The organism is Rhodovulum viride (genome assembly GCF_003265965.1).
Lineage (GTDB): Bacteria > Pseudomonadota > Alphaproteobacteria > Rhodobacterales > Rhodobacteraceae > Rhodovulum > Rhodovulum kholense.
Genome location: NZ_MUAV01000014.1, coordinates 36322 through 62155 on the forward strand (window position 1 = coordinate 36322; position 25834 = coordinate 62155).

General features: G+C 67.6%; 35 protein-coding genes. 14 read left to right on the forward strand and 21 right to left on the reverse strand.

From position 1 onward, the window contains the following. Positions 1 to 76: 76 nt before the first annotated feature. Both BYZ73_RS12805 and BYZ73_RS12810 read right to left on the reverse strand, forming a co-directional pair. Complete coding sequence (locus BYZ73_RS12805) at positions 77 to 433, reverse strand: ribulose bisphosphate carboxylase small subunit (protein WP_112316251.1); 357 nt, start codon at positions 431 to 433, stop codon at positions 77 to 79. 23 nt (positions 434 to 456) lie between these two features. Then, positions 457 to 1875 (reverse strand): form I ribulose bisphosphate carboxylase large subunit, encoded by a 1419-nt coding sequence (locus tag BYZ73_RS12810; protein ID WP_112316252.1) that lies wholly within the window; start codon positions 1873 to 1875, stop codon positions 457 to 459. A gap of 114 nt (positions 1876 to 1989) precedes the next feature. Between BYZ73_RS12810 and BYZ73_RS12815 the strand changes: the two genes are divergently transcribed. Then, positions 1990 to 2934, forward strand: coding sequence for a LysR family transcriptional regulator (locus tag BYZ73_RS12815; protein ID WP_112316253.1), 945 nt, complete (start codon positions 1990 to 1992; stop codon positions 2932 to 2934). Positions 2935 to 2988: 54 nt separating this feature from the next. After that, on the forward strand, positions 2989 to 3294 hold the full coding sequence (locus BYZ73_RS12820) for a hypothetical protein (protein WP_245895767.1): 306 nt from the start codon (positions 2989 to 2991) through the stop codon (positions 3292 to 3294). Between the two features lie 17 nt (positions 3295 to 3311). On the opposite strand, the gene BYZ73_RS12825 is transcribed toward BYZ73_RS12820, so the two are convergent. From BYZ73_RS12825 to ffh, 14 genes are all read right to left on the reverse strand, one after another. Beyond that, positions 3312 to 4121 (reverse strand): division plane positioning ATPase MipZ, encoded by an 810-nt coding sequence (locus tag BYZ73_RS12825; protein ID WP_108027984.1) that lies wholly within the window; start codon positions 4119 to 4121, stop codon positions 3312 to 3314. 105 nt (positions 4122 to 4226) lie between these two features. After that, on the reverse strand, positions 4227 to 4628 hold the full coding sequence (locus BYZ73_RS12830; protein ID WP_112316254.1) for a CZB domain-containing protein: 402 nt from the start codon (positions 4626 to 4628) through the stop codon (positions 4227 to 4229). 222 nt (positions 4629 to 4850) lie between these two features. Continuing rightward, positions 4851 to 5072, reverse strand: coding sequence for a 50S ribosomal protein L31 (gene rpmE, locus BYZ73_RS12835; RefSeq protein ID WP_075784769.1), 222 nt, complete (start codon positions 5070 to 5072; stop codon positions 4851 to 4853). 11 nt (positions 5073 to 5083) lie between these two features. Next, positions 5084 to 5461 carry a 50S ribosomal protein L19 gene (gene rplS / locus BYZ73_RS12840; protein ID WP_075784770.1) on the reverse strand — a complete coding sequence of 126 codons (378 nt, stop codon included), beginning with the start codon at positions 5459 to 5461 and terminating at the stop codon, positions 5084 to 5086. A 290-nt stretch (positions 5462 to 5751) separates the two neighbouring features. Next, positions 5752 to 6555, reverse strand: coding sequence for a tRNA (guanosine(37)-N1)-methyltransferase TrmD (gene trmD, locus BYZ73_RS12845; RefSeq protein ID WP_112316255.1), 804 nt, complete (start codon positions 6553 to 6555; stop codon positions 5752 to 5754). A 39-nt stretch (positions 6556 to 6594) separates the two neighbouring features. Next, positions 6595 to 6954 carry a hypothetical protein gene (locus BYZ73_RS12850; RefSeq protein WP_108027987.1) on the reverse strand — a complete coding sequence of 120 codons (360 nt, stop codon included), beginning with the start codon at positions 6952 to 6954 and terminating at the stop codon, positions 6595 to 6597. Between the two features lie 114 nt (positions 6955 to 7068). Next, positions 7069 to 7578 carry a ribosome maturation factor RimM gene (gene rimM, locus BYZ73_RS12855; protein ID WP_112316256.1) on the reverse strand — a complete coding sequence of 170 codons (510 nt, stop codon included), beginning with the start codon at positions 7576 to 7578 and terminating at the stop codon, positions 7069 to 7071. A 3-nt stretch (positions 7579 to 7581) separates the two neighbouring features. After that, entirely contained in the window at positions 7582 to 8232 is a 651-nt protein-coding gene (gene bluB / locus BYZ73_RS12860) for a 5,6-dimethylbenzimidazole synthase (RefSeq protein ID WP_112316257.1), read from the reverse strand. A 3-nt stretch (positions 8233 to 8235) separates the two neighbouring features. Further along, a complete protein-coding gene (rpsP, locus tag BYZ73_RS12865; protein WP_112316258.1) occupies positions 8236 to 8592 on the reverse strand; it encodes a 30S ribosomal protein S16 in 357 nt (118 codons plus the stop codon). 41 nt (positions 8593 to 8633) lie between these two features. Continuing rightward, on the reverse strand, positions 8634 to 8930 hold the full coding sequence (locus BYZ73_RS12870; protein ID WP_075784776.1) for a chorismate mutase: 297 nt from the start codon (positions 8928 to 8930) through the stop codon (positions 8634 to 8636). Beyond that, positions 8923 to 9528, reverse strand: coding sequence for a GNAT family N-acetyltransferase (locus tag BYZ73_RS12875; RefSeq protein ID WP_112316259.1), 606 nt, complete (start codon positions 9526 to 9528; stop codon positions 8923 to 8925). The genes BYZ73_RS12870 and BYZ73_RS12875 overlap by 8 nt, the downstream gene beginning before the upstream one ends. Continuing rightward, entirely contained in the window at positions 9528 to 10055 is a 528-nt protein-coding gene (locus BYZ73_RS12880; RefSeq protein ID WP_112316260.1) for a GNAT family N-acetyltransferase, read from the reverse strand. Before BYZ73_RS12880 ends, BYZ73_RS12875 begins: the two co-directional genes overlap by 1 nt. Further along, entirely contained in the window at positions 10052 to 10579 is a 528-nt protein-coding gene (locus BYZ73_RS12885) for a GNAT family N-acetyltransferase (RefSeq protein ID WP_112316261.1), read from the reverse strand. The genes BYZ73_RS12880 and BYZ73_RS12885 overlap by 4 nt, the downstream gene beginning before the upstream one ends. A gap of 88 nt (positions 10580 to 10667) precedes the next feature. After that, entirely contained in the window at positions 10668 to 12197 is a 1530-nt protein-coding gene (gene ffh / locus BYZ73_RS12890; protein ID WP_112316262.1) for a signal recognition particle protein, read from the reverse strand. Between the two features lie 359 nt (positions 12198 to 12556). Here ffh and BYZ73_RS12895 point away from each other — a divergent pair, with 359 nt between their 5' ends. Continuing rightward, a complete protein-coding gene (locus tag BYZ73_RS12895; RefSeq protein WP_112316310.1) occupies positions 12557 to 13426 on the forward strand; it encodes a LysR family transcriptional regulator in 870 nt (289 codons plus the stop codon). After that, positions 13417 to 14322, forward strand: a complete 906-nt coding sequence (locus BYZ73_RS12900; RefSeq protein ID WP_112316263.1) for a DMT family transporter — start codon at positions 13417 to 13419, stop codon at positions 14320 to 14322. The genes BYZ73_RS12895 and BYZ73_RS12900 overlap by 10 nt, the downstream gene beginning before the upstream one ends. Positions 14323 to 14333: 11 nt before the next feature. Here the strand turns inward: BYZ73_RS12900 and BYZ73_RS12905 are convergent, their stop codons facing one another. Continuing rightward, positions 14334 to 14657 carry an ArsR/SmtB family transcription factor gene (locus tag BYZ73_RS12905; protein WP_075787490.1) on the reverse strand — a complete coding sequence of 108 codons (324 nt, stop codon included), beginning with the start codon at positions 14655 to 14657 and terminating at the stop codon, positions 14334 to 14336. A 196-nt stretch (positions 14658 to 14853) separates the two neighbouring features. On the opposite strand from BYZ73_RS12905, the gene BYZ73_RS12910 reads away from it, so the two are divergent. The 6 genes from BYZ73_RS12910 (at position 14854) to BYZ73_RS12935 (ending at position 18419) form a co-directional block, all read left to right on the forward strand. Next, complete coding sequence (locus BYZ73_RS12910) at positions 14854 to 15189, forward strand: AtpZ/AtpI family protein (protein WP_108027996.1); 336 nt, start codon at positions 14854 to 14856, stop codon at positions 15187 to 15189. A 2-nt stretch (positions 15190 to 15191) separates the two neighbouring features. Then, complete coding sequence (locus BYZ73_RS12915; RefSeq protein ID WP_108027997.1) at positions 15192 to 15944, forward strand: F0F1 ATP synthase subunit A; 753 nt, start codon at positions 15192 to 15194, stop codon at positions 15942 to 15944. A gap of 57 nt (positions 15945 to 16001) precedes the next feature. After that, entirely contained in the window at positions 16002 to 16238 is a 237-nt protein-coding gene (locus BYZ73_RS12920) for a F0F1 ATP synthase subunit C (protein ID WP_042456520.1), read from the forward strand. 85 nt (positions 16239 to 16323) lie between these two features. Beyond that, positions 16324 to 16863 carry a F0F1 ATP synthase subunit B' gene (locus tag BYZ73_RS12925; protein ID WP_108027998.1) on the forward strand — a complete coding sequence of 180 codons (540 nt, stop codon included), beginning with the start codon at positions 16324 to 16326 and terminating at the stop codon, positions 16861 to 16863. Between the two features lie 4 nt (positions 16864 to 16867). Continuing rightward, a complete protein-coding gene (locus BYZ73_RS12930) occupies positions 16868 to 17428 on the forward strand; it encodes a F0F1 ATP synthase subunit B (RefSeq protein ID WP_108027999.1) in 561 nt (186 codons plus the stop codon). Positions 17429 to 17858: 430 nt separating this feature from the next. Beyond that, positions 17859 to 18419 (forward strand): hypothetical protein, encoded by a 561-nt coding sequence (locus BYZ73_RS12935; protein WP_108028000.1) that lies wholly within the window; start codon positions 17859 to 17861, stop codon positions 18417 to 18419. 19 nt (positions 18420 to 18438) lie between these two features. On the opposite strand, the gene BYZ73_RS12940 is transcribed toward BYZ73_RS12935, so the two are convergent. From BYZ73_RS12940 to BYZ73_RS12950, 3 genes are all read right to left on the reverse strand, one after another. Beyond that, positions 18439 to 19209 carry an FCD domain-containing protein gene (locus BYZ73_RS12940; protein WP_112316264.1) on the reverse strand — a complete coding sequence of 257 codons (771 nt, stop codon included), beginning with the start codon at positions 19207 to 19209 and terminating at the stop codon, positions 18439 to 18441. A gap of 100 nt (positions 19210 to 19309) precedes the next feature. Then, positions 19310 to 19975 (reverse strand): YiaD family glycine zipper/OmpA-like lipoprotein, encoded by a 666-nt coding sequence (locus BYZ73_RS12945; protein WP_112316265.1) that lies wholly within the window; start codon positions 19973 to 19975, stop codon positions 19310 to 19312. A 130-nt stretch (positions 19976 to 20105) separates the two neighbouring features. After that, positions 20106 to 20987 (reverse strand): methylated-DNA--[protein]-cysteine S-methyltransferase, encoded by an 882-nt coding sequence (locus tag BYZ73_RS12950; RefSeq protein ID WP_112316266.1) that lies wholly within the window; start codon positions 20985 to 20987, stop codon positions 20106 to 20108. Positions 20988 to 21116: 129 nt separating this feature from the next. Between BYZ73_RS12950 and nth the strand changes: the two genes are divergently transcribed. After that, entirely contained in the window at positions 21117 to 21761 is a 645-nt protein-coding gene (gene nth, locus BYZ73_RS12955; protein WP_112316267.1) for an endonuclease III, read from the forward strand. Next, complete coding sequence (locus BYZ73_RS12960; RefSeq protein ID WP_112316268.1) at positions 21758 to 22753, forward strand: adenosine kinase; 996 nt, start codon at positions 21758 to 21760, stop codon at positions 22751 to 22753. The genes nth and BYZ73_RS12960 overlap by 4 nt, the downstream gene beginning before the upstream one ends. Before the next feature lie 157 nt (positions 22754 to 22910). On the opposite strand, the gene BYZ73_RS12965 is transcribed toward BYZ73_RS12960, so the two are convergent. Beyond that, entirely contained in the window at positions 22911 to 23729 is an 819-nt protein-coding gene (locus BYZ73_RS12965) for a sulfotransferase family protein (RefSeq protein ID WP_108028006.1), read from the reverse strand. A 120-nt stretch (positions 23730 to 23849) separates the two neighbouring features. Between BYZ73_RS12965 and BYZ73_RS12970 the strand changes: the two genes are divergently transcribed. Together BYZ73_RS12970 and BYZ73_RS12975 are read left to right on the forward strand one after the other, a co-directional pair. After that, entirely contained in the window at positions 23850 to 25424 is a 1575-nt protein-coding gene (locus BYZ73_RS12970) for a DUF5928 domain-containing protein (RefSeq protein ID WP_112316269.1), read from the forward strand. A gap of 32 nt (positions 25425 to 25456) precedes the next feature. Then, positions 25457 to 25822 carry an HIT domain-containing protein gene (locus tag BYZ73_RS12975; protein ID WP_108028008.1) on the forward strand — a complete coding sequence of 122 codons (366 nt, stop codon included), beginning with the start codon at positions 25457 to 25459 and terminating at the stop codon, positions 25820 to 25822. Positions 25823 to 25834: the final 12 nt, after the last annotated feature.

Consider the following 25834-nt stretch of genomic DNA (forward strand, 5'->3'; position numbering starts at 1 on the left):
CTCCCCGGGCGTGCGTTCGCAGGTTCGGACCGCGCCCCTCGGGGCACGGCCTTTCGGTCTTGGGTCAGGCGTCCGGTCAGACCGGGGTGCCGCGATAGACCACCATGTTGGCGCCCTGGCTCTGGGTGTAGTTGTTGTAGCCGATCAGGCGGACATGGTTGTCGGGGTTCGCCTCGTGGCAAGCCTTCAGCTCGGCCAGGATCGCGTCGACATCGGTTTCCCCGAACATCGGCAGCTTCCACATGTACCAGTAGTTCGACTTGGCGAATTGCGGCTCGGTATGTTCGATGGCCGGGTTCCAGCCATGCTTCACGATCCATTCCACCTGCTTGCGGATCTGCGCGTCATCCATCTCGGGCAGATACGAAAAGGTGCCCATCCGGCGGCTCGCGGGGTCCGACAGCCGCGAGGTGTAGTCCTGAACCTTGCTCATTCTCTCTCTCTCCCTCCGGGCGCTCAGCGGTGCTGGGTGTCGAGCTTGTCGACGGTGTCGAATTCGAACTTGATCTCTTTCCAGGTCTCCATCGCGACCTTCAGCTCGGGGCTGTGTTTCGCGGCATTCTGAAGGATCTCCTTGCCCTCCTTCTCCAGCTCGCGGCCCTCGTTGCGGGCCTGAACGCAGGCCTCGAGCGCCACCCGGTTCGCCGCAGCACCGGCCGCGTTGCCCCAGGGGTGGCCGAGCGTCCCGCCGCCGAACTGCAGCACCGAGTCATTGCCGAAGATCGAGACCAGCGCCGGCATGTGCCAGACATGGATGCCGCCCGAGGCGACCGGGAAGACCCCCGGCATCGCGCCCCAGTCTTGATCGAAGAAGATCCCGCGCGAGCGGTCCTCCTTGATATGGCGGTCGCGCAGAAGGTCGATCCAGCCCAGCGTCGCCTCGCGGTCGCCTTCCAGCTTGCCCACGACAGTGCCCGAATGCAGGTGGTCGCCGCCGAGCAACCTCAAGAGCTTGGCCAGGACCCGGAAGTTGATGCCGTGATTGGGGTTGCGGTCCAGCACCGCGTGCATGGCGCGGTGGACGTGCAGCAGAAGCCCGTTGTCCCGGCACCATTTCGACAGCGAGTTATGCGCGGCCCAGCCCAGCGTCAGGTAGTCCGACATGATGATCGGGGTCTTCAGCTCCTTGGCGAATTCGGCGCGCTTGTAGACCTCTTCCATGGTGGGCGCGGTCACGTTCATGTAGTGACCCTTGCGCTCGCCCGTCTCGGCCTCGGCCTTGTCGATGGCCTCCTGGCAGAACAGGAACCGGTCGCGCCAGCGCATGAAGGGCTGGCTGTTGACGTTCTCGTCGTCCTTGGTGAAGTCCAAGCCGCCCCGCAGGCATTCATAGACCGCGCGGCCGTAATTCTTGGCCGAGAGCCCCAGCTTGGGCTTGATGGTGCAGCCCAGAAGGGGGCGGCCATATTTGTCCATCTTGTCGCGTTCGACCTGGATGCCGTGGGGCGGGCCAAAGCAGGTGGCGACGAACCACAGCGGAAAGCGCACGTCCTCCAGCCGCAGCGAGCGCACCGCCTTGAAGCCGAAGACGTTGCCCACGATCGAGGTGAAGACGTTGACGACCGAGCCTTCCTCGAACAGGTCCATCGGGTAGGCGATGAAGGCATAGAAGGCCTCGTCGCTGCCCGGCACGTCCTCGATCGCGTAGGCGCGGCCCTTGTAATAGTCGAGATCGGTCAGAAGATCGGTCCAGACCGTGGTCCAGGTCCCGGTCGAGCTTTCGGCGGCGACGGCGGCCGCGGCCTCTTCGCGCGACACGCCGGGCTGCGGGATCACCTTGAAGACAGCGAGGATGTCGCTGTCCTTCAGCGTGTAGTCGGGTTCCCAATAGGTCGACCGGTATTCCTTGACACCGGCGTCATAGGTCTTGGCCATCTGTCCTCCTCCGCGGTTCATGGCGGGCCGTTTTCGGCTCGGGGGGACTATGAGCGCTTGAATGCCTCTATAAAACTGAATAGTTTTTAGGTTGATAATAGGGAATTGCCTAGTATGCGGATCAGCCTGCGGCAATTGTCGGTGTTCCTGTCGGTGGCCCGGCACCAAAGCTATACCCGCGCGGCCGAAGAGCTGAACCTGACCCAGCCCGCGGTCTTTACCCAGGTCAAGCAGCTGGAAGACAGCCTGGGCGTCACGCTTCTGGACCGAATCGGCAAGCGGATGCAGCCGACAGATGCGGGGCGCGTGGTGGTCGAGGGCGCGCGCGAGACGCTGGATGCGGTCGGGCGGATGGAGATGCGGCTGGCCGACATGCGCGGCCTGCGCGAGGGGCGGCTGACGCTGGCCATCGTCTCGACCGCGCAATATTTCCTGCCGCGCCTGCTGGGCCAGTTCTGCGATGCCAATCCCGGCATCGAGGTGGCGCTGACGGTCACCAACCGGCAGGCGGTGCTGGCCCGGCTCGCCGCCAGCGAGGACGATCTGTGCATTCTCGGCACGCCGCCCGAGGGGCTCGACGTGGTGGCCCGGGCCATTGCCGACAACCCGCTGGTGCTGATCGCGCGACCCGATCATCCCTTGGTCGCCGAGGTCAACATCCCGCCCGAACGGGTCGCGCGCGAGCCGTTCCTGTTGCGCGAACGCGGGTCGGGCACGCGGCTGACGGTCGAGCGCTTCTTCCGGGCGCGGGGGCTGACGCTGCCGATGCGGATGGAACTGGGGTCCAACGAGGCGATCAAGCAGGCGGTGATCGGCGGCTTGGGCCTCGGCGCCCTGTCGCGCGACACGCTGGCGCTGGAAGGCACGACCGGGGCGCTGAAGGTGCTGGATGTCGCGGGCTTTCCGCTTTTGCGGCAATGGCAGGTCGCCTATCCGCGCGGCAAGCATCTGTCGGTGGTGGCGCAGGCGTTTCTCGACCATCTGGTCGCCCATGCCCGGCAGGCGGTCGAGGCGGGGCCGACCATAGCGCGCATTGCGAAAGAGGCCGCACAGGAGTAACCCTTCGCAAAAGGCCGGGGCGGGGGGCCGGCCGCAAGGGAAAGGATGTCAGGGATGATGCAGGTCTTCGCCTTGTATCTTGGCTTTTCGCTGGTGGTGCTGCTGGGCGCCGCAGAGCTTGAACGCCGCGCCATCGTCGCCCGGAGGCTGGGTCCGAACGGCCGGGCGATGCTGATCGCGCTGGTGGTCTCGGCCGTGTCGGCGCTGTTCGTCGTGGTCGCCGCCGTGTTTTCGGGTGGCTGGATCTTCATGCTGCACGTGCTGGGCGGCGCGATCCTTTATCACGCGCTGATGGGCATTTTCCTCGTTCACGGGCTGCAGGAGGTCTCGGCCCGGGTCGCGGGCCACAGCATGTCCTGAGCCGGGCCGGGCGGTCGTCAGGCGACCGGCTCGACCTCGGGCAGTTTCAGGGCGGCCATCAGGTCGCGCAGCTCCTGCCGGGCGGCCACGTTCGAGATGTTCAGCGTGGTGACCCCGGTATCCTTGAGATCGAGCAGCGTCAGCCCGTTCGGGAAAAGCTCGCGGAAGATCACCCGTTCGGAAAAGCCCGGCGCCACGCGGAACCCGATCCGGCGCGAAAGATTGTCGAGCGCCTTGCCCATCTTGCGCTTGTTGTGCATCTGCTGGGCGCCCAGCCGGTTGCGCAGCACCACCCAGTCGATGGGTTTCAGCCCGGCCTGCGCGCGCATCTGCCGCGCATTCCACACCATTTCCGAATAGATCGACGGGCCGAGGATCTTGCCGGTCGCGCCGTCGTGGCGCGCCAGCAGGTCGAAGTCGATGAAGCTGTCATTGAGCGGCGTGATCAGCGTGTCGGCCAGCGTATGCGCGACCTGACTCAGCCGGGTATGCGAGCCGGGACAGTCGATCAGGATGAAGTCCTTTTCGCGTTCCAGCTCGGCGATGGCGGTCGAAAGCCGCCGGTCGTGGACGTTTTCGCTTTCGTCCAGGGTCGCCGCGTCGATCTCGGGCAGCTCGCGGAAATCGGGCGAGGGCAGATCGACGCCGTTCTGGGCCAGATAGGCGCTGCGGTTGTCGAAGAAGCGGCCCAGCGAGCGCTGCCGCACGTCGAGATCGAGCGCGCCGACCCGGAAGCCCTGGCGCGCCAGGGCCGTCGCCACATGCATCGACACGGTGGATTTTCCCGCGCCGCCCTTTTCGTTGCCGACGACGATGATATGCGCCACTGCCAACCTCGCTTCCTGACCGGTCCCTCCCCGGAAAGACCTTTGCTCACTTTAGGGTGAGGGGGGAGGGATTGGAAGCGGCTGCGGGTCCGTTCCGGGCCGTCGTCAGGCGGCGTTGCGGCGAAACGACTCGGTCAGGATCTCGTCCTGCCAGGCCGCGATCTCGGCGTTCATCCGGTCGGAAATGTCGCGCAGCTCGACGCCCAGAACCCGCTCGGCCGATCCGATCCGGCGTTCGTTCACCAGCTGCAGGATGCGGGCGGCGCAGGCGTGGAACGCGGAATGGGTCCGGGTGATCTCTTGCACGCGCGGCGTGGCGCGCATGGCCGGGTCGAGCCCGGGGCCTGCCAGCAGCCGGGCCAGGTCGCAGCCGGTATCGCAGGCGATCTCCTGCGGCGTGGTCCAGGCATGGCCGGTCAGAACCGCGTGGCGCAGGCGCCCCTTGAGCAAAAGATGGGATTGAATGGCGTTGTCGAGGAAACCGACCATCGAGCGCGAAATGGGCATGACGGGAACCTTATCAATGTGAATAAACTTTTACGGGTACAATCAGCACCGCAAAAATGGCGCAAATGCGGCGGTTCTGGGGCAAAAGACGGGAATCTGGCCTTGCTGTGGCGCTGGCAAGGCAGAGCTATAATTAATCAAAAGCGAAGAGTGGCTTGTTGGTCGCCAAACGAAAACGCCGCCCCGAAGGGCGGCGCTTGGCATCGTGCGAAGGGGCAGGGCTCAGAAGCCGAGGCCTTCGTATTTCTTCTTGAACTTCGACACGCGGCCGCCGGTATCCATCAGACGCGAGCTGCCGCCGGTCCAGGCCGGGTGCACGCTGGGGTCGATGTCGAGCGACAGGGTGTCGCCTTCCTTGCCGTAGGTCGATTTCATCTGGACCACGGTGCCGTCGGTCAGCTTGACGTCGATGGCATGGTAATCGGGGTGGATGTCCTTGCGCATGGGCCTGTTCCTTATTCCGCGGACTTGGGCTTGTAGTTCGAGACCTCGGCGATCCGGGCCGATTTGCCCCGACGCGAGCGCAGGTAGTAAAGCTTGGCCCGGCGGACGCGGCCGCGGCGAACGACCTCGATCGAGTCGATATTGGTCGAGAAGAGGGGGAACACCCGTTCCACGCCCTCGCCGAAGGAGATCTTGCGCACGGTGAACGATCCGGCAATGCCCTTGCCGTTCTTGCGCGAGATGCAGACGCCTTCGTAGTTCTGCACACGGGTGCGGGTGCCCTCGGTCACCTTGTAGCCCACCCGGATGGTGTCGCCCGGCTTGAAGTCGGGAATGGTCTTGCCGAGCGCGGCGATCTGCTCGGCCTCCAGTTGCGCGATCAGGTCCATCGCATGTCTCCGGTTTCGCTCGCGGTTTTGGTCCGCGAAGTTTTCTTGCCGCCTCAGAGCTCTGTGCCTTCGTCCGGGTCCGCCTTCGTCCCATTCGGGGGCGCCCGCCAGAGTTTCAGGTTGCGTTTCCTGTTCGATGATCCTTTCCCCGGCCCGGGCCGTGCCGAAGAAGCACGAGGCCAAAAAGAAAGGGTCCGGCCGACTCGCGAAAGCCCCGGACGGGCGGTGTATAGACAAGGCGGGGGCTGCAATCAAGCCGTTTGGCGCCTTGTTCTCAAGGCGCGCGCGGTCTAGTCGGGCTTGCGGCGATAGGCCGCCCAAAGGTCGGGGCGCCGGGCTTCGGTCAGCCGCTCGGCCATGTCGCGGCGCCAGCGCTCGACCGCGCCGTGATTGCCCGACAGCAGCACCTCGGGAATGGGCCGGCCGCGCCACTCGGCGGGGCGGGTATAGTGCGGATGTTCCAGAAGCCCGGCCGAATGGCTTTCCTCCTCGGTCGAGGCGGCATTGCCCAGCACGCCCGGCAAAAGGCGCACGGTCGCGTCGATCAGCGCCTCGGCCGCGATCTCGCCCCCCGTGAGGACGAAATCGCCCAGCGAGACCTCTTCGACCGCGTATTCCTCCAGCACCCGCTCGTCGACGCCCTCGAACCGGCCGCAAAGAAGGGTCAGGCCCTCGGCCGCGGCGAAACGGCGGGCGGTGGCCTGCGTGAAGGGCGCGCCCCGGGGCGACAGATAGACGACCGGCCAGCGGGCGCGGTCGGGAGGCGTGCCGATGGCCGCCTGATCGAGCGCCTTCGCCACCACGTCGGCGCGCAGCACCATCCCGGCGCCGCCGCCCGCGGGCGTGTCGTCGACATTGCGGTGCCTGCCCTCGCCGAAGGGGCGCAGGTCGATGGGCTCGAGCGCCCAGAGCCCCTGATCGAGCGCCTTGCCGGTCAGCGAAAGGCCGAGAATGCCGGGAAAGGCCTCGGGGAAAAGCGTGATGACCCGCGCGGTCCAGGCGCCCCTGAGCCGCGGGCGTTCGGCCATCAGGTCGCGGGGCTTGAGGCTGGCCGACACCGACAGCCGCCCATGGGATCTGGCATTCTCCGTCATGGGCGGGTCTCTAGCGGGTTTTCCGGGGCGGCGGAAGGCTCAGCCTTTGGCGCCGGGTTTCATGCCCACGGCCAGCGCACCGGCGCAGCCGATGCCCGAGACGATCACGGGCACCAGAAGGGGCAGGGCAAGGATGCTGCCGCCGAAGGGCCAGGCCAGGCCGAGGCCGATCAGGAAGGCGAGGTTCGCCCAGATCACCTGGTTGACGACGATCATCGGCAGCGCCTTGGTCAGGGTCTTGCCCTCGGCGGCGCGTTTGGCCTTGGCGGCCGGGTCGAAGACGGTCGCGACGACCGCGAAGGCGGCGATCACGAGGATGACCCAGGCATCGATCCCGGCAGTGCCGCCGAGAAAGGCGCCGAACAGGATCACGGCGTAGAAGATCTGGGGCAGGTTCATGGGCTTGACGCTCCTTGTGGTCGGATATGGGTCGCGGGCAGGGGAACACCCGATCGGGCGGATCCGCAATGAGGCGCCCCGCCGCAATTCGCGCGGCGTGCGCCGGTCACCGCCTCAGACCTCGAAGAGCCCGTCGGGCGGGTCGACCACCATGCGCCCGGCCTCGAGATCGACGGTCGGGACGATAGCGTAGGTGAAGGGCACCAGAACCGTCGCCTTGAGGCCCGGGCCGCGCACCTCGATCAGGTCGCCCGCGCCATGGTCGAAGACCGCATGGACAGTGCCCAGCACCTTGCCGCCGGGATCGACCACGGTCAGCCCGATCAGGTCGGCATGATAGAATTCGTCGTCGGGCAGCGAGGGCAGCCGGTCGCGGTCGGCGTAAAGCCGCAGGCCCTTCAGCGCATCGGCCTCTTCCTTGGTGGCGACACCCGTCAGGCGGGCGGCGAAGCCCTCCTTCACCGCGCGGGTGATTTCCAGATCGAAGCTTTTCGCGCCGTCCTCGGAATAGAGCGGCGCGTAATCGGCAATGGCGGCGGGATCGGCGCAGAAGCTTTTCAGCCGCACCTCGCCCCGGACCCCGAAGGACCCGGAAATCGCCCCGACGCAGACCCTGTCGGTCATGTCCTAACGCTCCTCGACGATCAGGCCGGCGGCACGGCTTTCCCAGCCGACCTCTTCCAGCTCGGGGCTGTCGCGTTCGACCTCGGGCCAGCCGAGGCAAAGGTAGGCCACGAGGCTCCAGCCCTCGGGCGCGCCCAGATCGCGGGCCAGCCGGTCGGGGTCAAGCACCGACACCCAGCCAAGCCCCAGCCCCTCGGCCCGGACGGCAAGCCAGAACATGGAAATCGCGGCGACCACCGAATAGCGCCGCATTTCGGGCATGGTGGCCGCGCCAAGGCCTGCGCCCTGCGCGGTTTCCTCGTCGCAGAAGACCGCAAGCTGCACCGGCGCGCGGTCCATGCCCGACAGTTTCAGCCGCGGGTAAAGCGCGGCCTTCTCGCCCTCATAGCCCTTGAGGGCCGCGGCATTGGCGTCCTCGAAATTGGCCCGCGCGGCGGCGCGGGCGGCCGGGCTTTCGACCCGGATCAGCCGCCAGGGCTCCGACAGGCCCACAGAGGGGGCCAGCCGGAACGCCGAAAGGCAGCGGTCGAGCAGCTCGGGCGCGACCGGATCGGTGCGGAAATGGCGCACGTCGCGCCGCCACCGCATCAGCTCGAAAAGCTCGTCGCGGAAGGCAGGCGCGAACCGGTCGGCCCGGGCTGTCCCGGAGGCCATGACTTATTCGGCCTCGGCGGCGGCAGCGGCCTTGGCGGCCTTCTCTTCGGCGCGTTTCTTCGCCTTGTCGCCGGGCTCGCCCTTCTTGGGGTTGCTGCGTTCGGTCTTGGCCAGAACGCCCGCGGCTTCCAGCATCCGGGCGACACGGTCGGTCGGCTGGGCGCCCTGGCCGAGCCAGTACTGGGCGCGCTCGGTGTCCATCTTCACGCGCTCTTCGCTGTCCTTGGCCAGCAGCGGGTTGTAGATGCCCAGCTTCTCGATGAAGCGGCCGTCGCGGGGCATGCGGCTGTCGGTGACGACGATACGGTAGAAGGGACGCTTTTTCGAGCCGCCGCGGGCGAGACGAAGTTTCAGAGCCATGTCAGTTTCTCCTGTTCGTTGGCTTGGGGGCAGGGGTCTGCCTATTTCTGGTGTTCGAAGTGGTGACGGATCACTTCCTGAATGATGAAGTTCAGGAATTTCTTGGCGAATTCCGGATCGAGATCGGCCTGGTGGGCCAGATCCTCGAGCCGCGCGATTTGCTGGTCCTCGCGCGCCGGGTCCGAGGGCGGCAACCCGTGCGCGGCCTTCAGCCGGCCGACCGCCTGGGTGTGCTTGAACCGCTCGCCCAGCGTGTAGACGAGGATGGCGTCGAGCCGGTCGATGCTGGCGCGGTGCTCCTTCAGAAGCTCGGCGGCGCGGCGGACGTCGTCAGTCAAGGGGCACTCCTTTCGGCTTGCACGAGGGGTCGATATGGTCGGCCAGTTCGGCCGCGATCCGGGCCGCGAGCGGCGTCGCCGCCAGCGCGGCGGGCGCGGGATGGCGATAGACGATGTCATGGCTGTCGACGGTGCGGGCATCCTCGTCGAGCGTCGCGCCCAGCCGTTCGCAGAGCCGCACCGAACTGGCATTCTTCGGATCGACATAGGTGACGGCGGTGGTCCAGCCGAGCCGGTCATAGCACCAGCCGCGCGCGGCATGGACCGCTTCCAGCGCGATGCCCCGGCCCTCGACCCGCGGCCAGATCACCCAGGCGATCTCGCGCTCGGGCCAGCCCTTGGGATACCAGCCGCCCGCCATGCCCAGCGTGGCGTCGGTCTCGCGGTCATGGATCATCCACATGCCGAAGCCGTGGATTTGCCAATGCCCGATCTCGGCGGCATACAGCATCCAGGATTCGTATTCGCTGAGCGGCCCGCCCATGAAGCGGGCGCGGTAGCTGGTGAAGGTCGCCTCGAAATTCGGATAGTCCTCGGGCGCCGGGCCCTTCAGCACCAGCCGCTCGGTTTCCAGCACGGGGATCGCGGAACGGGCCATCAGCGGCAGGCCTCCGGGGCCGGATGGCGGTAGACGCCGATGCTGCCATAGGTCTCGTGGGTGACCTCGCCCTCGTAGACCGCGCCCAGCCGTTCGGCGACCCGGGCCGAGGCGGTGTTGGCGCGGTTGACGAGGCTGATCGCCGTGGGCCAGCCCAGCGCACCATAGGCGTGGTCGCGGGCGGCGCGGGCGGCCTCGGTGGCATAGCCCTTGCCTTCGAACCCCTCGAACAGGTCCCAGGCGACCTCGGGTTCGGGCCAGCCCTCGGGGTTCCAGAGCCCGACCATGCCGACAGTGTGGCCGGTTTCGCGCTCGGTCACGATCCAGCGCCCGTAGCCGCGCAGCGCCCAGTGGCCGATTTCGGTCGCAAGCTGGCGCCAGGCACCCTCGGGGCTTTTCGGGCCGCCGACAAAGCTCGACCGGTCCGAGGCGTAGAAGGCGCGCAGCACCGGAAAGTCGCGCGGTTCGGGGCCGCGCAACGTCAGCCGGGCTGTGGTCAGCACGGGAAGGACGGGCAGAAAGGTCATGCGGCGGCCTCCGGTCCGGGATGGCGGTAGACCACGCAATCCTCGTCGAAGGGATAGGGCACCGACGGATCGAGGCGGCAGCCCAGCCGTTCGGCCAGCACCCGCGAGCGGTCGTTCCGGACATCGACATAGCTGATGGCGGTGGTCCAGCCGAGCGTGTCGTAGGCAAAGTGGCGGCAGGCGAGCGCAGCCTCGCGCGCCAGGCCCTGCCCCTCGGCCTCGGGATAGAGGATCCAGCCCAGTTCCGGTTCCGCCCAGCCTTCCGGGAAATGCGGGCCGATCACGCCGATGGCCTCGTCCGAGCCCTTCCGGGTGACGGTGAACATGCCGTAGCCATTGAGCGCCCAATGGCCCCAGCGCGAGGCAAAGCCGCGCCAGGCATCGCGCCGCGAGAACGGTCCGCCGACATAGCGGGCGCGTTCGGACCCGGCGAAGGCGGCATGCGCCTCCCAGTCGCCCGCCTTGGGGCCGCGCAGGATCAGCCGGTCGGTCTCGATCTCGGGGCAGTCGATCTCGATCCTCATGGCCGCGTCTCCACGCCCGCGCAGACGCCATCAACCCGGTGCGGGCGCGGCCATGGCCACGCGGTCGTTATGACGGTCGCGCGTGCCATTACTTCTTCTTGCCGAATCCGCCCAGACCGCCGAGCCCCGGCGGCAGGCCCATGCCGCCGCCCAACCCACCGGGGCCGCCGATGCCCGGCGGCAGGCCGCCCGGCATGCCTGCCCCCATCTTGCGCGCGGCCTCTTCCAGCTGGGCCTGATCCATGTTGGCCATGTCGGGCATGCCGCCCTTGCCGAACATGCCGCCCAGCGCCTTCTTCAGCATGGCGCGGCCGCCCTTCTGGCCCAGCTTCTTCATCATGTCCGACATCTGCCGGTGCATCTTGAGAAGCTTGTTGAGTTCCGGCACTTCAAGGCCCGCGCCCGCCGCGATCCGCTTCTTGCGGCTGGCCTGCAAGAGCTGCGGGTTGGCGCGTTCCTTCTTGGTCATCGAGTTGATCAGCGCGATCTGGCGGCGCAGGATCGAGTCGTCAAAGCCAGCATCGGCCATCTGCTTGGACATCTTGCCCATGCCGGGCATCATCCCCATGATGCCTTCCATCCCGCCCATCTTCAGCATCTGTTCCAGCTGCATCTTCAGGTCGTTCATGTTGAACTGACCCTTCTGCATGCGCTTCATCATCCGCTCGGCCTGTTCGGCCTCGATGGTCGCCTGCGCCTTTTCCACCAGCGAAACGATGTCGCCCATGCCGAGGATACGGCCCGCGATCCGTTCGGGGTGGAATTCCTCGATCGCGTCGAGCTTTTCGCCCAGACCCACATACTTGATCGGCTTGCCGGTGACCGCGCGCATCGACAGCGCCGCGCCGCCGCGGCCGTCGCCGTCCATCCGGGTCAGGATCACGCCGGTGATGCCGATCCGTTCGTCGAAATTCTCGGCGGTGTGGACGGCATCCTGACCGGTCAGGCCGTCGACCACCAGCAGCGTCTCGCGGGGCGTGGCGACGTCGCGGACGGCCTCGACCTCGGCCATCAGCTCTTCGTCGATGGACAGGCGCCCGGCGGTGTCCAGCATGTAGACGTCATAGCCGCCCATCGCCGCCTGCTGCTTGGCGCGCTTGGCGATGTCGACGGGTTTCTGCCCCTTGACGATGGGCAGGGTGTCGACGCCGATCTGCACGCCCAGGATCGCCAGCTGTTCCATCGCCGCCGGGCGGTTCACGTCGAGCGAGGCCATCAGCACGCGCTTGCCGTTGATCTCTTTCAGGCGCCGCGCCAGCTTGGCGGTCGTCGTGGTCTTGCCGCCGCCCTGCAGGCCGACCATCAGGATCGGCGCGGGCGGGTTGTCGATCTTGAGATAGCCGGGTTCGCCCTCGCCGGTCAGCACATCGACCAGCGCGTCATGGACGATCTTGACGACCTGCTGGCCCGGGGTGACCGACTTGGTCACCTCCTGGCCGGTGGCCTTGTCCTGCACCGACTTGACGAAATCGCGGGCGACCGGCAGCGACACGTCGGCTTCCAGAAGCGCGACGCGAACCTCGCGCAGCGCGGTCGCGACATCCTCCTCGGTCAGCGCCCCTTGCCGGGTCAGCCGGTCGAATACGCCGGAAAGGCGGTCGGAAAGACTTTCGAACATGGCCCTGGCCCTCCTTCGACCGTTGCACCTGTCCCCGCAATGTGGGCGGGAACGACCGGTTTGTCAGCGCGTCGCGATGCGCAAAACGCGATTTGCCCCCGTGGGCGAAACCTCGCTGACGGGGGGCGATCCCGGACAGGGGCCGGGACCGGAAGGGTTCGCACCATTCCGGAATGGCTGGGCTTAAGCCACGAAATGCCGCCCGAGTCAAGCTGGCCCGGGTTGGCGGCCCTGCCCGGCGGGGCCAACAGCGCCGCCGACGGAGGGAACGCGAAACAACATCGCCCTTGCCTTGGCGAACGCAATTGACCAGCATCGCCGCGAATTGTGACTTTTTGCACAGGTGGCGCCGAATGGATATCGACAACTGGGATGAGATCCGCACCGCCTATCATGTCGCGCGGCTGGGCACGGTCAGCGGCGCCGCCGATGCGCTGGGGGTGCACCATGCCACGGTGATCCGCCATGTCGACGCGCTCGAGGACCGGCTGGGCGTCAAGCTTTTCCAGCGCCATGCCCGCGGCTACACCCCGACCGAGGCGGGCGAGGAGCTTTTGCGCGTGGCGCAGGTCACCGCCGACCAGTTCAGCCAGCTCGCCGGGCGCCTGCGCGGGCGCGGCGCGGCGATGACCGGCGACCTGACGGTGACCACGGTCGACAGCCTGACGCCGCTGCTGGTGCCGGTGCTGTCCGGGTTCCAGGCCGAACATCCCGAACTGACCCTGCGGCTGATGGCCGATTCCCGGCTGTACCGGCTGGAATATGGCGAGGCCCATGTCGCGGTGCGCGCCGGATCGCAGCCCGACGAGCCCGACAACATTGTGCAACGGCTCTACACGCTGCGCTATGCGCTTTATGCCAGCAGCGGCTATGTCGCCGCGCATGGCCGGCTGGGCGAGGACATGTCCGCGCATTTCTACGTGGGGCCCTCGGACGAGGAGCACCGGGCGCCGTTCAACCGCTGGCTCAAGGCCAGGGCCCCCTCGGACCGGGTGGGCTTTCGCGCCTCGGACGCGCGGGCGCAGGTCGAGGCGGTGGTCGCGGGCGCGGGCATCGGCTTCGTGCCGGTCTGGTGGGCCGAGCGGCTGCCCGGGCTTGAACAGATGCGTCCGCCGCAGGCCGAATGGGATGTGCCGCTCTGGCTGGTGACTCATGTCGACCTGCACCGCACCGCCAAGGTGCAGGCCCTGACCACGCGGCTGAAGGATGCGGCGAAGGAATGGCCCTGAGCCCGGCGGCCGTCCCGCGCCGCGAGGGGCTGCGCGGCCATCTCGCGATGCTGAGCTTCTCCGCGCTGGTGGCGGGGTCGTTCAGCTTTGGCAGCCTGATCGCCAACGACATCGACCCGGTCGCGCTGAACGCCCTGCGCTTCCTGCTTGCCGGGGTGCTGATCGGGGCGGCCGCGGCGCTGGGGCCGGGGCTGAGGCGCCGGCAGTTCCGCGCGCCCTGGCGCTTTCTGCTGCTGGGCACGGTCTTTGCGCTGTATTTCGTCTTGATGTTCGAGGGGTTGAAGACGGCCGCGCCGGTGCCGACGGCGGCGGTCTTCACCCTGACGCCGGTCATGTCGGCGGGCTTCGGCTGGCTGTTCCTGCGCCAGAGGGCGACGCCCCGGGTTGCGGCGGCGCTGGCGATCGGCGGGGCGGGGGCGCTTTGGGTGATCTTCCGGGCCGATCTCGGGGCGCTTCTGCGGTTCGACCTGGGGCGGGGCGAGGCGGTCTTCTTCATCGGCTGCGTCGCCCATGCGGCCTACACGCCGCTGGTGCGCAAGCTGAACCGGGGCGAGCCCGCGCTGGTCTTCACCTTCGGGATGATGCTGGCGGCGCTTCTGGTGCTAACGCTTTACGGCGCGCCCGCGCTGGTCGCGACCGACTGGGCCGCGCTGCCGCCGCTGGTCTGGGCGGTGCTGGCCTATCTGGCGGTCTGCGCCAGCGCGATGACCTTCGTGCTGCTGCAATACGCGGCGCTGAGGCTGCCCGCGGCCAAGGTGATGGCCTATACCTACCTGACGCCGTCCTGGGTGATCCTGTGGGAAATCGCGCTGGGCCACGGGGCGCCGCGCGCGTTGGTTCTGGGCGGGGTCGCGCTGACCGTGCTGGCGCTGGCCCTGTTGTTGAAGGACGACTAGGCTGCCCGACCTCAGCCGTTCAGTTCCGCCGCGAGGAAGCGCTCGAAGGCGTCGAGGTTCACCGCCTCGAACTGGCCGAAGCTCTGCATCCAGATCGAGGCGTCCTTCAGCGCGTCGGGTTCGAGCTTGCACCATTTCACCCGCCCGCGCTTTTCCTGGCTGATCAGACCCGCCCGGGTCAGGATCGCCAGATGTTTGGAAACGGCAGCCAGAGACATCTGAAACGGTTCGGCCACATCGGTCACCGCCATGTCGTCTTCCAGCAGCATGGCGAGGATCGCCCGGCGGGTGGGGTCGGCGAGCGCCGCAAAGACGATGTCGAGCCGGTCTTCCATCGCCGCAGGATGCGCCTGTCCCTGAGCGATCGTCAACCGTCCGGTTGAATATGGCAAAGCTGTGCTGGGTGCGGGTTCCGGGCGGCAGCATCCGCCAAAAACGTGTCTTTTCAATGACTTGAAGAGGGCGCAATCCGCTTGACTCATTTCCCCCCGCTGACTAGCTTCGCCGCGACTGTCCGAGGGGGACGTTCGCATGATGGACCCGGCCGAAAAGGAACGGCTCGCCCGGCTCGATGCCCGGCTGGCCGAGCTAAAGAAGGCCAAGGCCGAACCTGCGCCCTCTCACATGGACTCGCATTACACCCAGGCGCAGTTGGCCTGGCGAATGGTGATAGAGCTGGTCTCCGGTCTGGGGATCGGCTTCGGCATCGGGTTCGGCATCGACTCCTGGCTGGGGACAAAGCCGATCTTTCTGGTGCTGTTCATATTGTTGGGCCTTGCGGCGGGCATCCGGGTGATGCTGCGCACCGCGCAGGAGGTCCAGGGCCAACAGGCGGCGGCCGCCGCTGAGGACGAGAAGAGGGATTGAACGTGGCGAGCGAAGACGCGACCGGCGGAGTGAACATCGATACCATGCACCAGTTCATGGTGCGCCCGCTCTTCGGCGAGGGGGCGGTTCACTGGTACACCCCCACCAACGTGACCCTCTGGATGGGCATCGCGGTGGTTTGCACGGTGCTGCTTCTGGTGATGGGCACCCGGGGCCGCGCGATCGTGCCCTCGCGGATCCAGTCGGTGGCCGAACTGGCCTACGGCTTCGTCTACAAGATGGTCGAGGACGTGTCGGGCCGCGACGGCCTGAAATACTTCCCCTACATCATGTCGCTCTTCATCTTCATCGTCTTCGCGAACTTCCTCGGCCTGATCCCCGGCGCCTTCACCACCACCTCGCATCTCGCGGTCACTGCGACCATGGCGCTGGCGGTGTTCATCGGCGTCACGGTTCTGGGCTTCGTCAAGCATGGCGCGAGCTTCCTCAGCCTGTTCTGGATCACCGCCGCTCCGCTGGCGCTGCGCCCGATCCTGGCGGTCATCGAGGTGATTTCCTACTTCGTCCGCCCCGTCAGCCACTCGATCCGGCTTATGGGCAACATGATGGCCGGCCACGCGGTGATGAAGGTGTTCGCGGGCTTCGCGGGCGTTCTGGGCGTGGGCGCGGTGTTCCCGGTCGTGGCGATCGGGGCGATCTACGCGCTCGAATTCCTGGTGGCTTTCATCCAGGCCTATGTCTTCGCGATCCTCACCTGCGTCTACCTGCGCGATGCGCTGCATCCGCACCACTGACGCCGGTCTGAGTATCACACACTGAATCTGCCAATTCCAACGTAAGGAGAAATCGACATGGAAGGCGATATCGTTCAAATGGGTGCCTACATCGGTGCTGGTCTGGCCTGTACCGGTATGGGCGGCGCCTCCGTCGGCATCGGCCACGTCGTCGGCAACTACATCTCCGGCGCGCTGCGCAACCCCTCGGCGGCTGCGTCGCAAACCGCCACCATGTTCATCGGTATCGCGTTCGCCGAAGCGCTGGGGATCTTCTCGTTCCTCGTCGCGCTTCTGCTGATGTTCGCCGTCTGATCTCCGACTGAACCGATCCTTACGGCCGGGTGGGGCGTGACAAGACGCACCCACCCGGTGTGATCCGGGGTTCCAGGGGGACGACATGGCAACAGAACTAGAGACCGCCGAAGCTGCCGGTCACGCCGCCGAAGCCGTCGGCATGCCGCAGCTCGACTTCTCGACCTATCCCAACCAGATCTTCTGGCTGGTCGTCACGCTGTTCGCGATCTACTTCGTGCTGTCGCGCATCGCGCTGCCGCGGATCGGAGCGGTTCTGGCCGAGCGCCAGGGCACGATCTCGAACGACATCGCCGCCGCCGAAGAATTGAAGCTGCGGGCCCAGGAGGCCGAGCGCGCCTATGAGAAGGCGCTGGCCGATGCGCGCGCCGAGGCGCAGCGGATCGTCGCCGAGACCAAGGCCGAGATCAAGGCCGACCTCGACGCCGCCACCGCCAAGGCCGATGCGGAAATCGCGGCGCGGTCCGCCGAGGCCGAAAAGCAGATCGCCGAGATCCGCGCGGGCGCGCTGGAAAGCGTCAGCGAGGTCGCCCGGGCGACCGCGGCCGACGTGATCGCCGCGATGGGCTTCCGGGCCGAGTCGGGGGCTGTCGAGGCCGCCGTCGACGGCAAGCTGAAAGGGTGATCCGATGAAGAAACTCGCAGTCGCTCTGATGCTGTCGGCGACGCCGGCGCTGGCGGCGGAAGGCCCGTTCTTCTCGCTGAACAACGCCGAATTCGTCGTCACCATCAGCTTCGTCGCCTTCCTCGCCCTGCTGGTCTATCTTCGGGTTCCGGGCAAGCTGATGGCGATGCTCGACAAGCGCGCGGCCGAGATCAAGTCCGATCTCGACGAGGCGCGGGCCCTGCGCGAAGAGGCGCAGACCGTGCTGGCGTCCTACGAGCGCAAGCAGAAGGAAGTGCAGGCCCAGGCCGAGCGGATCGTCGAGACCGCGCGGACTGAAGCCGAAGCCGCCGCCGCCAAGGCCAAGGACGACCTGAAGGTCGCCATTGCCCGCCGTCTGGCCGCCGCCGACGAGCAGATCGAGTCGGCCAAGGCCGGCGCGGTCAAGGAAGTGCGCGACCGGGCCATCGCCGTGGCCGTTTCCGCCGCGCGCGAGGTGATCGTGCGCCAGATGACCGAACAGACCAGCGACAAGCTGGTTCAGGAGGCCATCGGCGAGGTTCGCGGCAAGCTGCACCTGCACTGACCCGAACCGGCCGGGTCCGCGTGCCCGGCCACAGGTCCTGACAGAACCCCGGCCCTTGGGCCGGGGTTCTGCCGTTTCAGGAGGTGTGCCGAAGCCCGCGCACACGCCGGGCGGGCAATCGGTGCAAATGTTCGCTTTCTTCGCGATTTGTCCGGCCCGGGGCATGACCCTGCCACATTCGCGGTTTCTACTGGATTCTGCGCGGGGACTCGCCCCGGCGCAGTTTCGCAGGGAGTCCCGTGATGACCGCCGTCCTCATCCTCGCCCCAACACCCCTCGCGCTGTTCGTCGGGTTGCTCGCCCTGACGCCCTTCCTGTCCCTCGGAGGGGGCTCGCGCCGGTCGCTGCGGGTTCCGGTGCGGGCGGCGGTCCGCGGGCGCCGATCGGGGTAGCGCCCGCTTTTTCCATTTTACCGGTTCCGGAGCCTCCCATGTCCAGCCTGACCCAAACCCCGCCCCGCCCCGCCGCCCTCTCGGCGCGGCGTCCGCGTGTGGGCTTTGGCGCGACAGCCGTCCCGCCGTCCAAGGCGGCTTCTGGGCGCAACCTGTTCCGGCCCGGCACCTTCTCGGCGATCCTGCTGGGGCTGGGCCTTTGCGCCCTGCTGGCGCTTTACGGCGTCGGCCCAGCGCAGCGCTTTCTGGAAGATCGCAGCAGCGGCGCCCGTGCCGCCCAGCATGCGGTGGCGATCGAGGCGGTGATGGCCACCGACCCGATCCATCAGCGCCGCCAGGACATGACCGAACGCGCGCGCCGCTTTGCCGGGGCCAAGGTCGATGCGGGGTTCTTCATCCGTACGCCCACGCCCGAAAAGCTGGCCTGCATCACCTTCCGGGGTGGCGACATGCATGCGCCCGAACCCTATCTGGTGCGGATGAACCTCGATTCGCTGCGGCGGATGCTGGCGGTTCAGGACGAGATGGACTTCGCGACCTACTGGGCGCTGTACAAACGCTGTCGGATTCACGCGAACATGGCGACCAGCGTCAACTGACGGCGCCCGCGGCTCGCGGTCAGCCCTTGCCCAGCGCCTGTTCCAGCCGCTGCCGGGCGACTTCCTCGTTGCGGGCGACGGCCTGATCGGCACGCAGCGCCTCGGCCACAAAGTCCAGATGCCGTTCGACCGCGGCGCGCGCGGCGACGCCGTCGCGGGCCTGTAGTGCTGTGTTGATTGCCCGGTGCTGGTCCAGCAGGCTCGTCCGCGTGGTCCGCTGGCGAAACATGATCTGACGGTTGTAAAAGACCCCTTCGCGCAGAAGGTCGAACATCGCCCGCATCATGTGGGTCATCACCACATTATGGCTGGCCTCGATGATCGACAGGTGGAATTCGGCATCGAGCCGCGCCTCGTCGGCCGGGTTGCGCTTGGCATGGGCGGCTTCCATCCGCGCGAACAGCGTGTCGACGACCTTGAGGTCGGTGTCTGATGCGGTGCGGGCGGCGCGGTCGGCAGCCAGCCCTTCGAGGTCGCGGCGGAAGGCGATATAGTCGAACAGCGCCTCGTCATGGCTGGCGAACAGGCGCACCAGCGCATCGGAAAAGGCCGCGCCCAGCACCTCGGCCACAAAGATCCCGGCGCCGGCCTTGCGCACCAGAAGCCCGCGCGCCTCGAGCGCCTCGATGGCCTCGCGCAGCGAGGGGCGCGACACGCCAAGCCGGTCCGAAAGGTCGCGTTCGGCCGGAAGCCGTTCGCCGGGCCGCAATACGCCGCGCAGGATCAAAAGCTCGATCTGGCGCACCACCGCCTCCGACAGCTTTTCGGGCAGGACTTTCTGAAAGGGCATGGGGCCGCGCGGTCTCCGTTGAACCGGTCAGAAGATATGACCGCGGAGGCCCGCCGGCAATGGCCGCGACCCCGGGCCGGACCCGGGGTCGCGTATCGCATCAGGACATCGGGCGAATGACGATTTCGACCCGGCGGTTCTGTGCGCGGCCTTCGGGCGACAGGTTCGAGGCAATGGGCTGTTCCTCGCCCCGGCCATAGGCGCGGAGGCGGCCGGAATTCACGCCCGCGCCGGTCAGGATCGACGCCACCGCGGTGGCGCGGCGGGTCGACAGTTGCTGGTTGTAGCTGGCCGAGCCGGTATTGTCGGTATGCCCGATGATATCGACGGTGGTGTTGGGATAGTCGTTCAGGCTGTAGGCCAGCGTCTGCAGGTCGGCGCGCAGGCCGGACCGGACCGCGGCGCTGTCGGTGTCGAAGAGGATATCCTGCGGCATGGTCACGATCAGCGCGTTGCCGGTATTGACGACACCGATCTGGTTGTTGTCGAAGCTCTGGCGCAGCTCGGCAGCCTGCTTGTCGAGGTTGTTGCCGATGGCCGCGCCCGCCGCGGCGCCGACAGCCGCACCGATCAGCGCGCTCTTGGCGTCGTTGCCGCCTCGGTTCGAGGCAATGAGCCCGGTCACGGCGCCGAGGCCCGCGCCGATGGCCGCCCCTTCCTTGGTGCGCTGCCGGGCGTCGCCGGTCTGGACCGAGGGATCGGTGCAGGCGCCGAGCGCAAGCGCCCCGGCAATGGTCAGAAGGATAGGTTTGCTGGCACGGATCATGACTGCCTCTCTGCTTGAGTCCCGTTCGGGGACCGTTGCCCGCGAATATAGTCGGCCAGGCGCGGTCTTCGAGGGGGATCGTAAGGCCGGGGGGCGGATCTGGCGGCAAACGGCCGATGGGCGAGGGCGGTCAGGGGCCGTTCGCCCCGGCCTCGGCCCCGGCCTCGGCCCGGGCCGATTCCCAGGCCAGAAGGGCGCGCTTGACGGGCAGGCCCCAGTGATAGCCGCCCAGCGCCCCGGTCTTGCGCAAGGCCCGGTGGCAGGGGATCAGATAGCTGATCGGGTTGCGCCCGACCGCCGTGCCGACCGCGCGCACCGCGCCCGGATGGCCGATGGCGCGGGCGATTTCCGAGTAGGTCGTGACCTGGCCCGAGGGCACGGCCAGCAAGGCCTCCCAGACCTTGATCTGGAACGGCGCCCCGATCAGGTGAAGCCGCGCCTCGCCTCCCGTCTGCCCGAAGGCGGCCTCGGCCCAGGGGGCCAGCGCCATCGGGTCCTCGACGAAACTGGCGTGCGGCCAGCGCGATTTCAGGTCGGCCATCGCGGGCTCGGGCCCGGTCTCGGCGGCAAAGCCGATGCCGCAGATCCCGCGGTCGGTCGCCATCACCAGCGCCGGGCCGAAGGGGCTGTCGACCCAGCCCCAGCGGATCTCGAGCCCGGCGCCGCCCGTGGCATAATCGCCCGGGCTCATCGCTTCCCAGCGCAGGAAAAGATCGTGCAGCCGCCCGGCACCCGAAAGCCCCAGCGCATCGGCGGTCTCGAGCGTGGTGAACCGCTCGCGCATCAGCGCGCGGGCATGGCCGAGGGTCAGGTATTGCTGATAGCGCTTGGGCGAGACGCCGACCCAGCGCGAGAAGACGCGCTGGAAATGCGCGGGGCTCATGTTCATCTCGGCCGCCAGGGCCTCAAGCGGCAGGCTCTCGCCGCCGGCCGCGTCGATCCGGTCGATGGCCCGCCGGATTACCGAGAAATGATAGGCTTGGCTGTCGTCCCGGTCCGTGTCCTTGGGCATGGTCCTTCCTTTCGGGTGCTCGTCCTCAGGATAGGCCGGGTCGTTCTCCCGCGCGACCCGGAAGCTGCGCCAAAAGGCGGCCCCGCTGCGGCCTTGCCTCTGCCCTGTGGTGCGGGCATAGGAAGGCCGATGGCCCAGGCGCTGCCCTATCATACGATCCGCGAGATCTTCGCCCGCTTTCAGGCGGCCGAGCCCGAACCCAGGGGCGAGCTCGAGCATGTCAACGCCTATACCCTGCTGGTCGCGGTGGCGCTGTCGGCGCAGGCGACCGATGCCGGGGTGAACCGGGCGACGCGGGCGCTGTTCGCCCGGGTCGACACGCCCGAAAAGATGCTGGCTTTGGGCGAGGAGGGGCTGGTCGAGCATATCCGCACGATCGGGCTTTACCGCAACAAGGCGAAGAACGTCATCAAGCTGAGCCGGATCCTCGTCGAAGACTATGGCGGCGAGGTGCCCTCCTCGCGCGCGGCGCTGCAGGCGCTGCCCGGGGTCGGGCGCAAGACCGCGAATGTGGTTCTGAACATGTGGTGGGGGCTGCCCGCCCAGGCGGTCGACACCCATATCTTTCGGGTCGGCAACCGCACCCTGATCGCGCCGGGCAAGACCGTCGAGGCGGTTGAGCGCGCCATCGAGGACAATGTGCCGGCCGAATTTCAACGCCATGCGCATCACTGGCTGATCCTGCACGGCCGTTACCTGTGCAAGGCACGCAAGCCGATGTGCGGGACCTGCCCGATCCGGGATCTCTGCCCATACGAGGACAAGACCTTATGACCAAGACCTATCACGTCGTCGGCATCGGCAATGCGCTGGTCGACGTTCTGGCCCATGCCGGAGACGATTTCCTGACCACGCATGGCGTCGAGAAGGGCATCATGCAGCTCATCGACACCGACCGTGCCGTCGAGCTTTACGGCCGGATCGGCCCGGCGCAGGAGATCTCGGGCGGGTCGGCCGCGAACACCATCGCGGGCATCGCGCATCTGGGCGGGCGCACCGCCTATGTCGGCAAGGTCAAGGACGACCAGCTGGGTGCGATCTTCGCCCATGACCTGCGCGCGCAGGGTGCCGATTTCGCGACGCCCATGGCGCCGGAAGCAGAGCCGGGCGAGACCGGGCGCTGCATCATTCTGGTCACGCCCGATGGCGAACGGTCGATGAACACCTATCTGGGGCTGTCCGAGCGGTTGTCGGCGGCCGATATCGACGAGGCGCAGATCGCCGATGCCGAGTGGATCTATCTGGAAGGCTACCGCTTTGACGGGGCCGAGAGCCACGCGGCCTTCGCCAAGGCCATCTCGGCCGCGAAGGCTGCGGGCGGCAAGGTGGCGCTGACCCTGTCCGACCCGTTCTGCGTGGATCGCCACCGTGACGCCTTCCGCCGGATGATCCGCGACGATGTGGACCTGCTGTTCGCGAACCGGGCCGAGATCCTGTCGATGTACCAGACCGAGGTCTTCGACGACGCGCTGGCCCAGGCCGCGGCCGAGATCGGGCTGGTGGCCTGCACCGACAGCGCCGATGGTGCGCATATCCTGTCGGGGACCGGGCGCTGGCATGCACCGGCGCTGAACACCCGGGTGGTCGACGCGACCGGCGCGGGCGATCTGTTCGCCGGGGCGTTTCTGTGGGGGCTGACGCAGGGCCACGATCTGGAAAGCTGCGGCCGCATGGGCTGCGTGGCGGCCAGCGAGATCATCAGCCATATCGGCGCCCGCGCCGAGGCCGATCTGACTCAGCTGTTCCGCACCCACGGGCTGATCTGAAGGCGGCGGGGGCGCTCCCGCCCCCGGCCCGCTCGGGGCGCGCGCGTTACGCGCGCCCCGCTTGTCCGGCCTTGGGCCGGGCCGCGCGCAGGCGCGCGGCGCCTCCGGCGGGGGTATTTCGGCCAAGAAGAAGACCGCGCCGGGATGAGCCCGGGGGTCAGTCGCCGAGATGGGCGTGGACCTCGTCGAGGTCGATCTCGCCCAGCGGACGCTGATTGGCGGGGTCTTCCGCGTCATAACGAAAGAGCCGGAAGTCGCGGTGATAGATCTCGTAGACGAGATGGCGCGACAGATCGTCGAAATAGGCCTCGACCGGGTGGGCGCGCCGCGGCCCGTGACCTTCGGATTCGTTGAAGCGGGGGATGCGGGCGAGGTCGACCGGGTGGCGGACCGGGGCGGCGTCAAGCACCGCCTGCATGCCTGTATCGAAGCATTCGGTGGCGAAGATCCGGTCGTAGCGGCCGCCATTGGCGATGAAGGTCGCCACATGGCCCGACATGTCGGACCAGTGGATGTCGGGCTCCATCGGGCGGCGCCAGCGGATCGTGTCGCGGGCAAACAGCAGAAAGCGGCGGAAGCTGGAGATCTGGTCGAATTCCTGCTGCCCGTCGGGGCCGCCGACCTCGATGCCGTAGGTTTCGATCAGCGTCGGCACCAGCTTGCCGCGGTAGCGGGTGCCGCTGCGCTGGATGCCGCAGATCTTGTCGAAGAAGGAGGACAGCACCCGGGCATAGGGGTTGCGCACGCAGGTGAAGGCCAGCGTGTCCCGCGCGCGGGCGCGGCGGTCGATCGCGGGCTGGCTGTCCTCGAACGCCCATTTGTGCAGACCCTTGGCGGCATCGTGGATATCGCCGTCATAGAACCGGCCGTGATCCGAGAAAAACATGATCTGGCCGATGGTCGAGCAGGCGCATTTCGGCACCACGCGGTAGAGCATGCTTTCGCTCAAGGTCATCCAGGTGCCGGGAAAGCCCATGTTCCGCCTCGTCGGTGCGGGCGGAACCGAACCGCCTGCGGTGACTTCTGTCCTCAGAGCCCGTAATAATCGGTAAATGCGGCCTCGGCGACACTGCGGCCGCCCGTTCGGGGGATCTGGATGGCGATCGTCGCCTATTTGCTGCTCTGTCACAGGGACCCGGAGACGATCGTCGCTCTGGCCGGGCGGCTGACGGCGGCGGGGGATCTGGTCGCCGTCCATCTGGACCGCCGCGCGCCGGATGCCGATTTCGCCGCGATTCGCGCTGGCCTGGCGGGCAATGCCTCGGTCGTCTTCGCCCGGCGGGTGCGCTGTGGCTGGGGGGACTGGTCACTGGTGCAGGCGACGCTGAACGCGGCCCGTGCCGCGCTGGCGGCGTTTCCCCAGGCCACGCATCTTTACCTGCTCTCGGGCGATTGCCTGCCGATCAAGTCGGCGGTGCGGCTGCGTGCGGATCTGGACGACAGCGGGTCGGATCACATCGAAAGCGTCGATTTCTTCCGGTCGGGCTGGATCCGGACCGGGCTGAAGGACGAACGGCTGATCTACCGGCATCTCTTCAACGAGCGCCGCCAGAGGCGGCTGTTCTATGCCTCGATGGCGGTGCAGAAGGCGCTGGGCCTCAGGCGGGCGCCGCCGGCCGATCTGCAGGTGATGATCGGCAGCCAGTGGTGGTGCCTGCGCCGGTCTACGGTCGAGGCGATCCTGACTTTCCTGGCGCGGCGGTCCGATGTGGTCCGGTTCTTCCGCACCAGCTGGATCCCCGACGAGACCTTTTTCCAGACGCTCGTGCGTCATCTGGTGCCGACCACCGAGATCCGGTCGCGCGCGCCGACCTTCCTCATGTTCACCGATTACGGGATGCCGGTGACCTTCTACAACGACCACTACGACCTGCTGGTGGCGCAGGAGGGCTATTTCGCCCGCAAGATCTCGGTCGAGGCCGTGCAGTTGCGGGCGCGGCTGGCGGCGGTCTATGCCTCGGCCGATCCGGGGCCTGCGGCCTCGGGCGGCGGCCCCGAGATCCACCGGTTCCTGACCGGGCGCGGCCGGATCGGACAGCGCTTTGGCGGCCGCGCCTGGGAACGTGGCGCGGGTCTGGGGCAGGGGCGCCAGCTGATGCTGGTGACCTGCAAGAAATGGCATGTCGCACGCCGTCTGGTCGAACGGGTGCGCCAGGCCACGGGGCTGGCTTCCGCCGATTTCGCCTTCGATGACGAGACGGTCGACCTGCCCGATCTGGGCGGGATAGAACGCAGTCGGGCCAAGCGCAGCCGCCACCGCCGCGCCTTTCTGCGGCTGGTCTATGAAAGCCTTGGCACCGACCGGCTGATCCTCTGCCTCGACCCGGCCGATCTGGAGATCATGGCGGATTTTCAGGCCGACGGGGCGACCGTGCGGATCCTCGAGATCGTCTGTCCATTCAGCCAGGCCGACCTTCTGGGCCATGCCCGGCGGGTGGGGCTTCTGTCCGACGCAAGCCCCCCGGGGGTGGCCGCGCGGGTGCTGCCGGCGCTGGCCCAGGACCTGGAGCGCGAGACCGCGCGGCTGAGGGCGGCCGGGTTTCCGGCGCTGTTCCGGCTGACCCCGGGCCAGAAGCTCAGCGAGGCGGCGCTGGTGCTGGCGCAATTCCTTGCAATCCCCTATGACACGGCCCGCGGGATCGCCGATACGGCGACCCTGTTCGACGATTGAGCCCTTCCGACAGTGCGTGAGTGAGGACCGACATGACCTATGCCTATGACGACCAGAATGTCTTTGCCCGGATCCTGCGGGGCGAGATCCCGAACGACACCGTGCTGGAAACCGGGATGAGCCTTGCGTTCAACGACATCGCGCCGCAGGCGCCGGTGCATGTTCTGGTGATCCCGAAGGGGCCCTATGTCTGCTACGATCATTTCGCGGCCGAGGCGAGCGATGCCGAGATCGTCGATTTCACCCGTACCATCGCCAGGGTCTGCGAGATGAAGGGGCTTGAGGACGGTTTCCGGATGATCTCGAACGCGGGCGAGCATGGCGTTCAGGAAGTGCCGCACCTGCATGTGCACATCCTCGGCGGGCGCGTTCTGGGTCGGATGCTGGCCAAGGGCTGAGGCGAGGCCCCC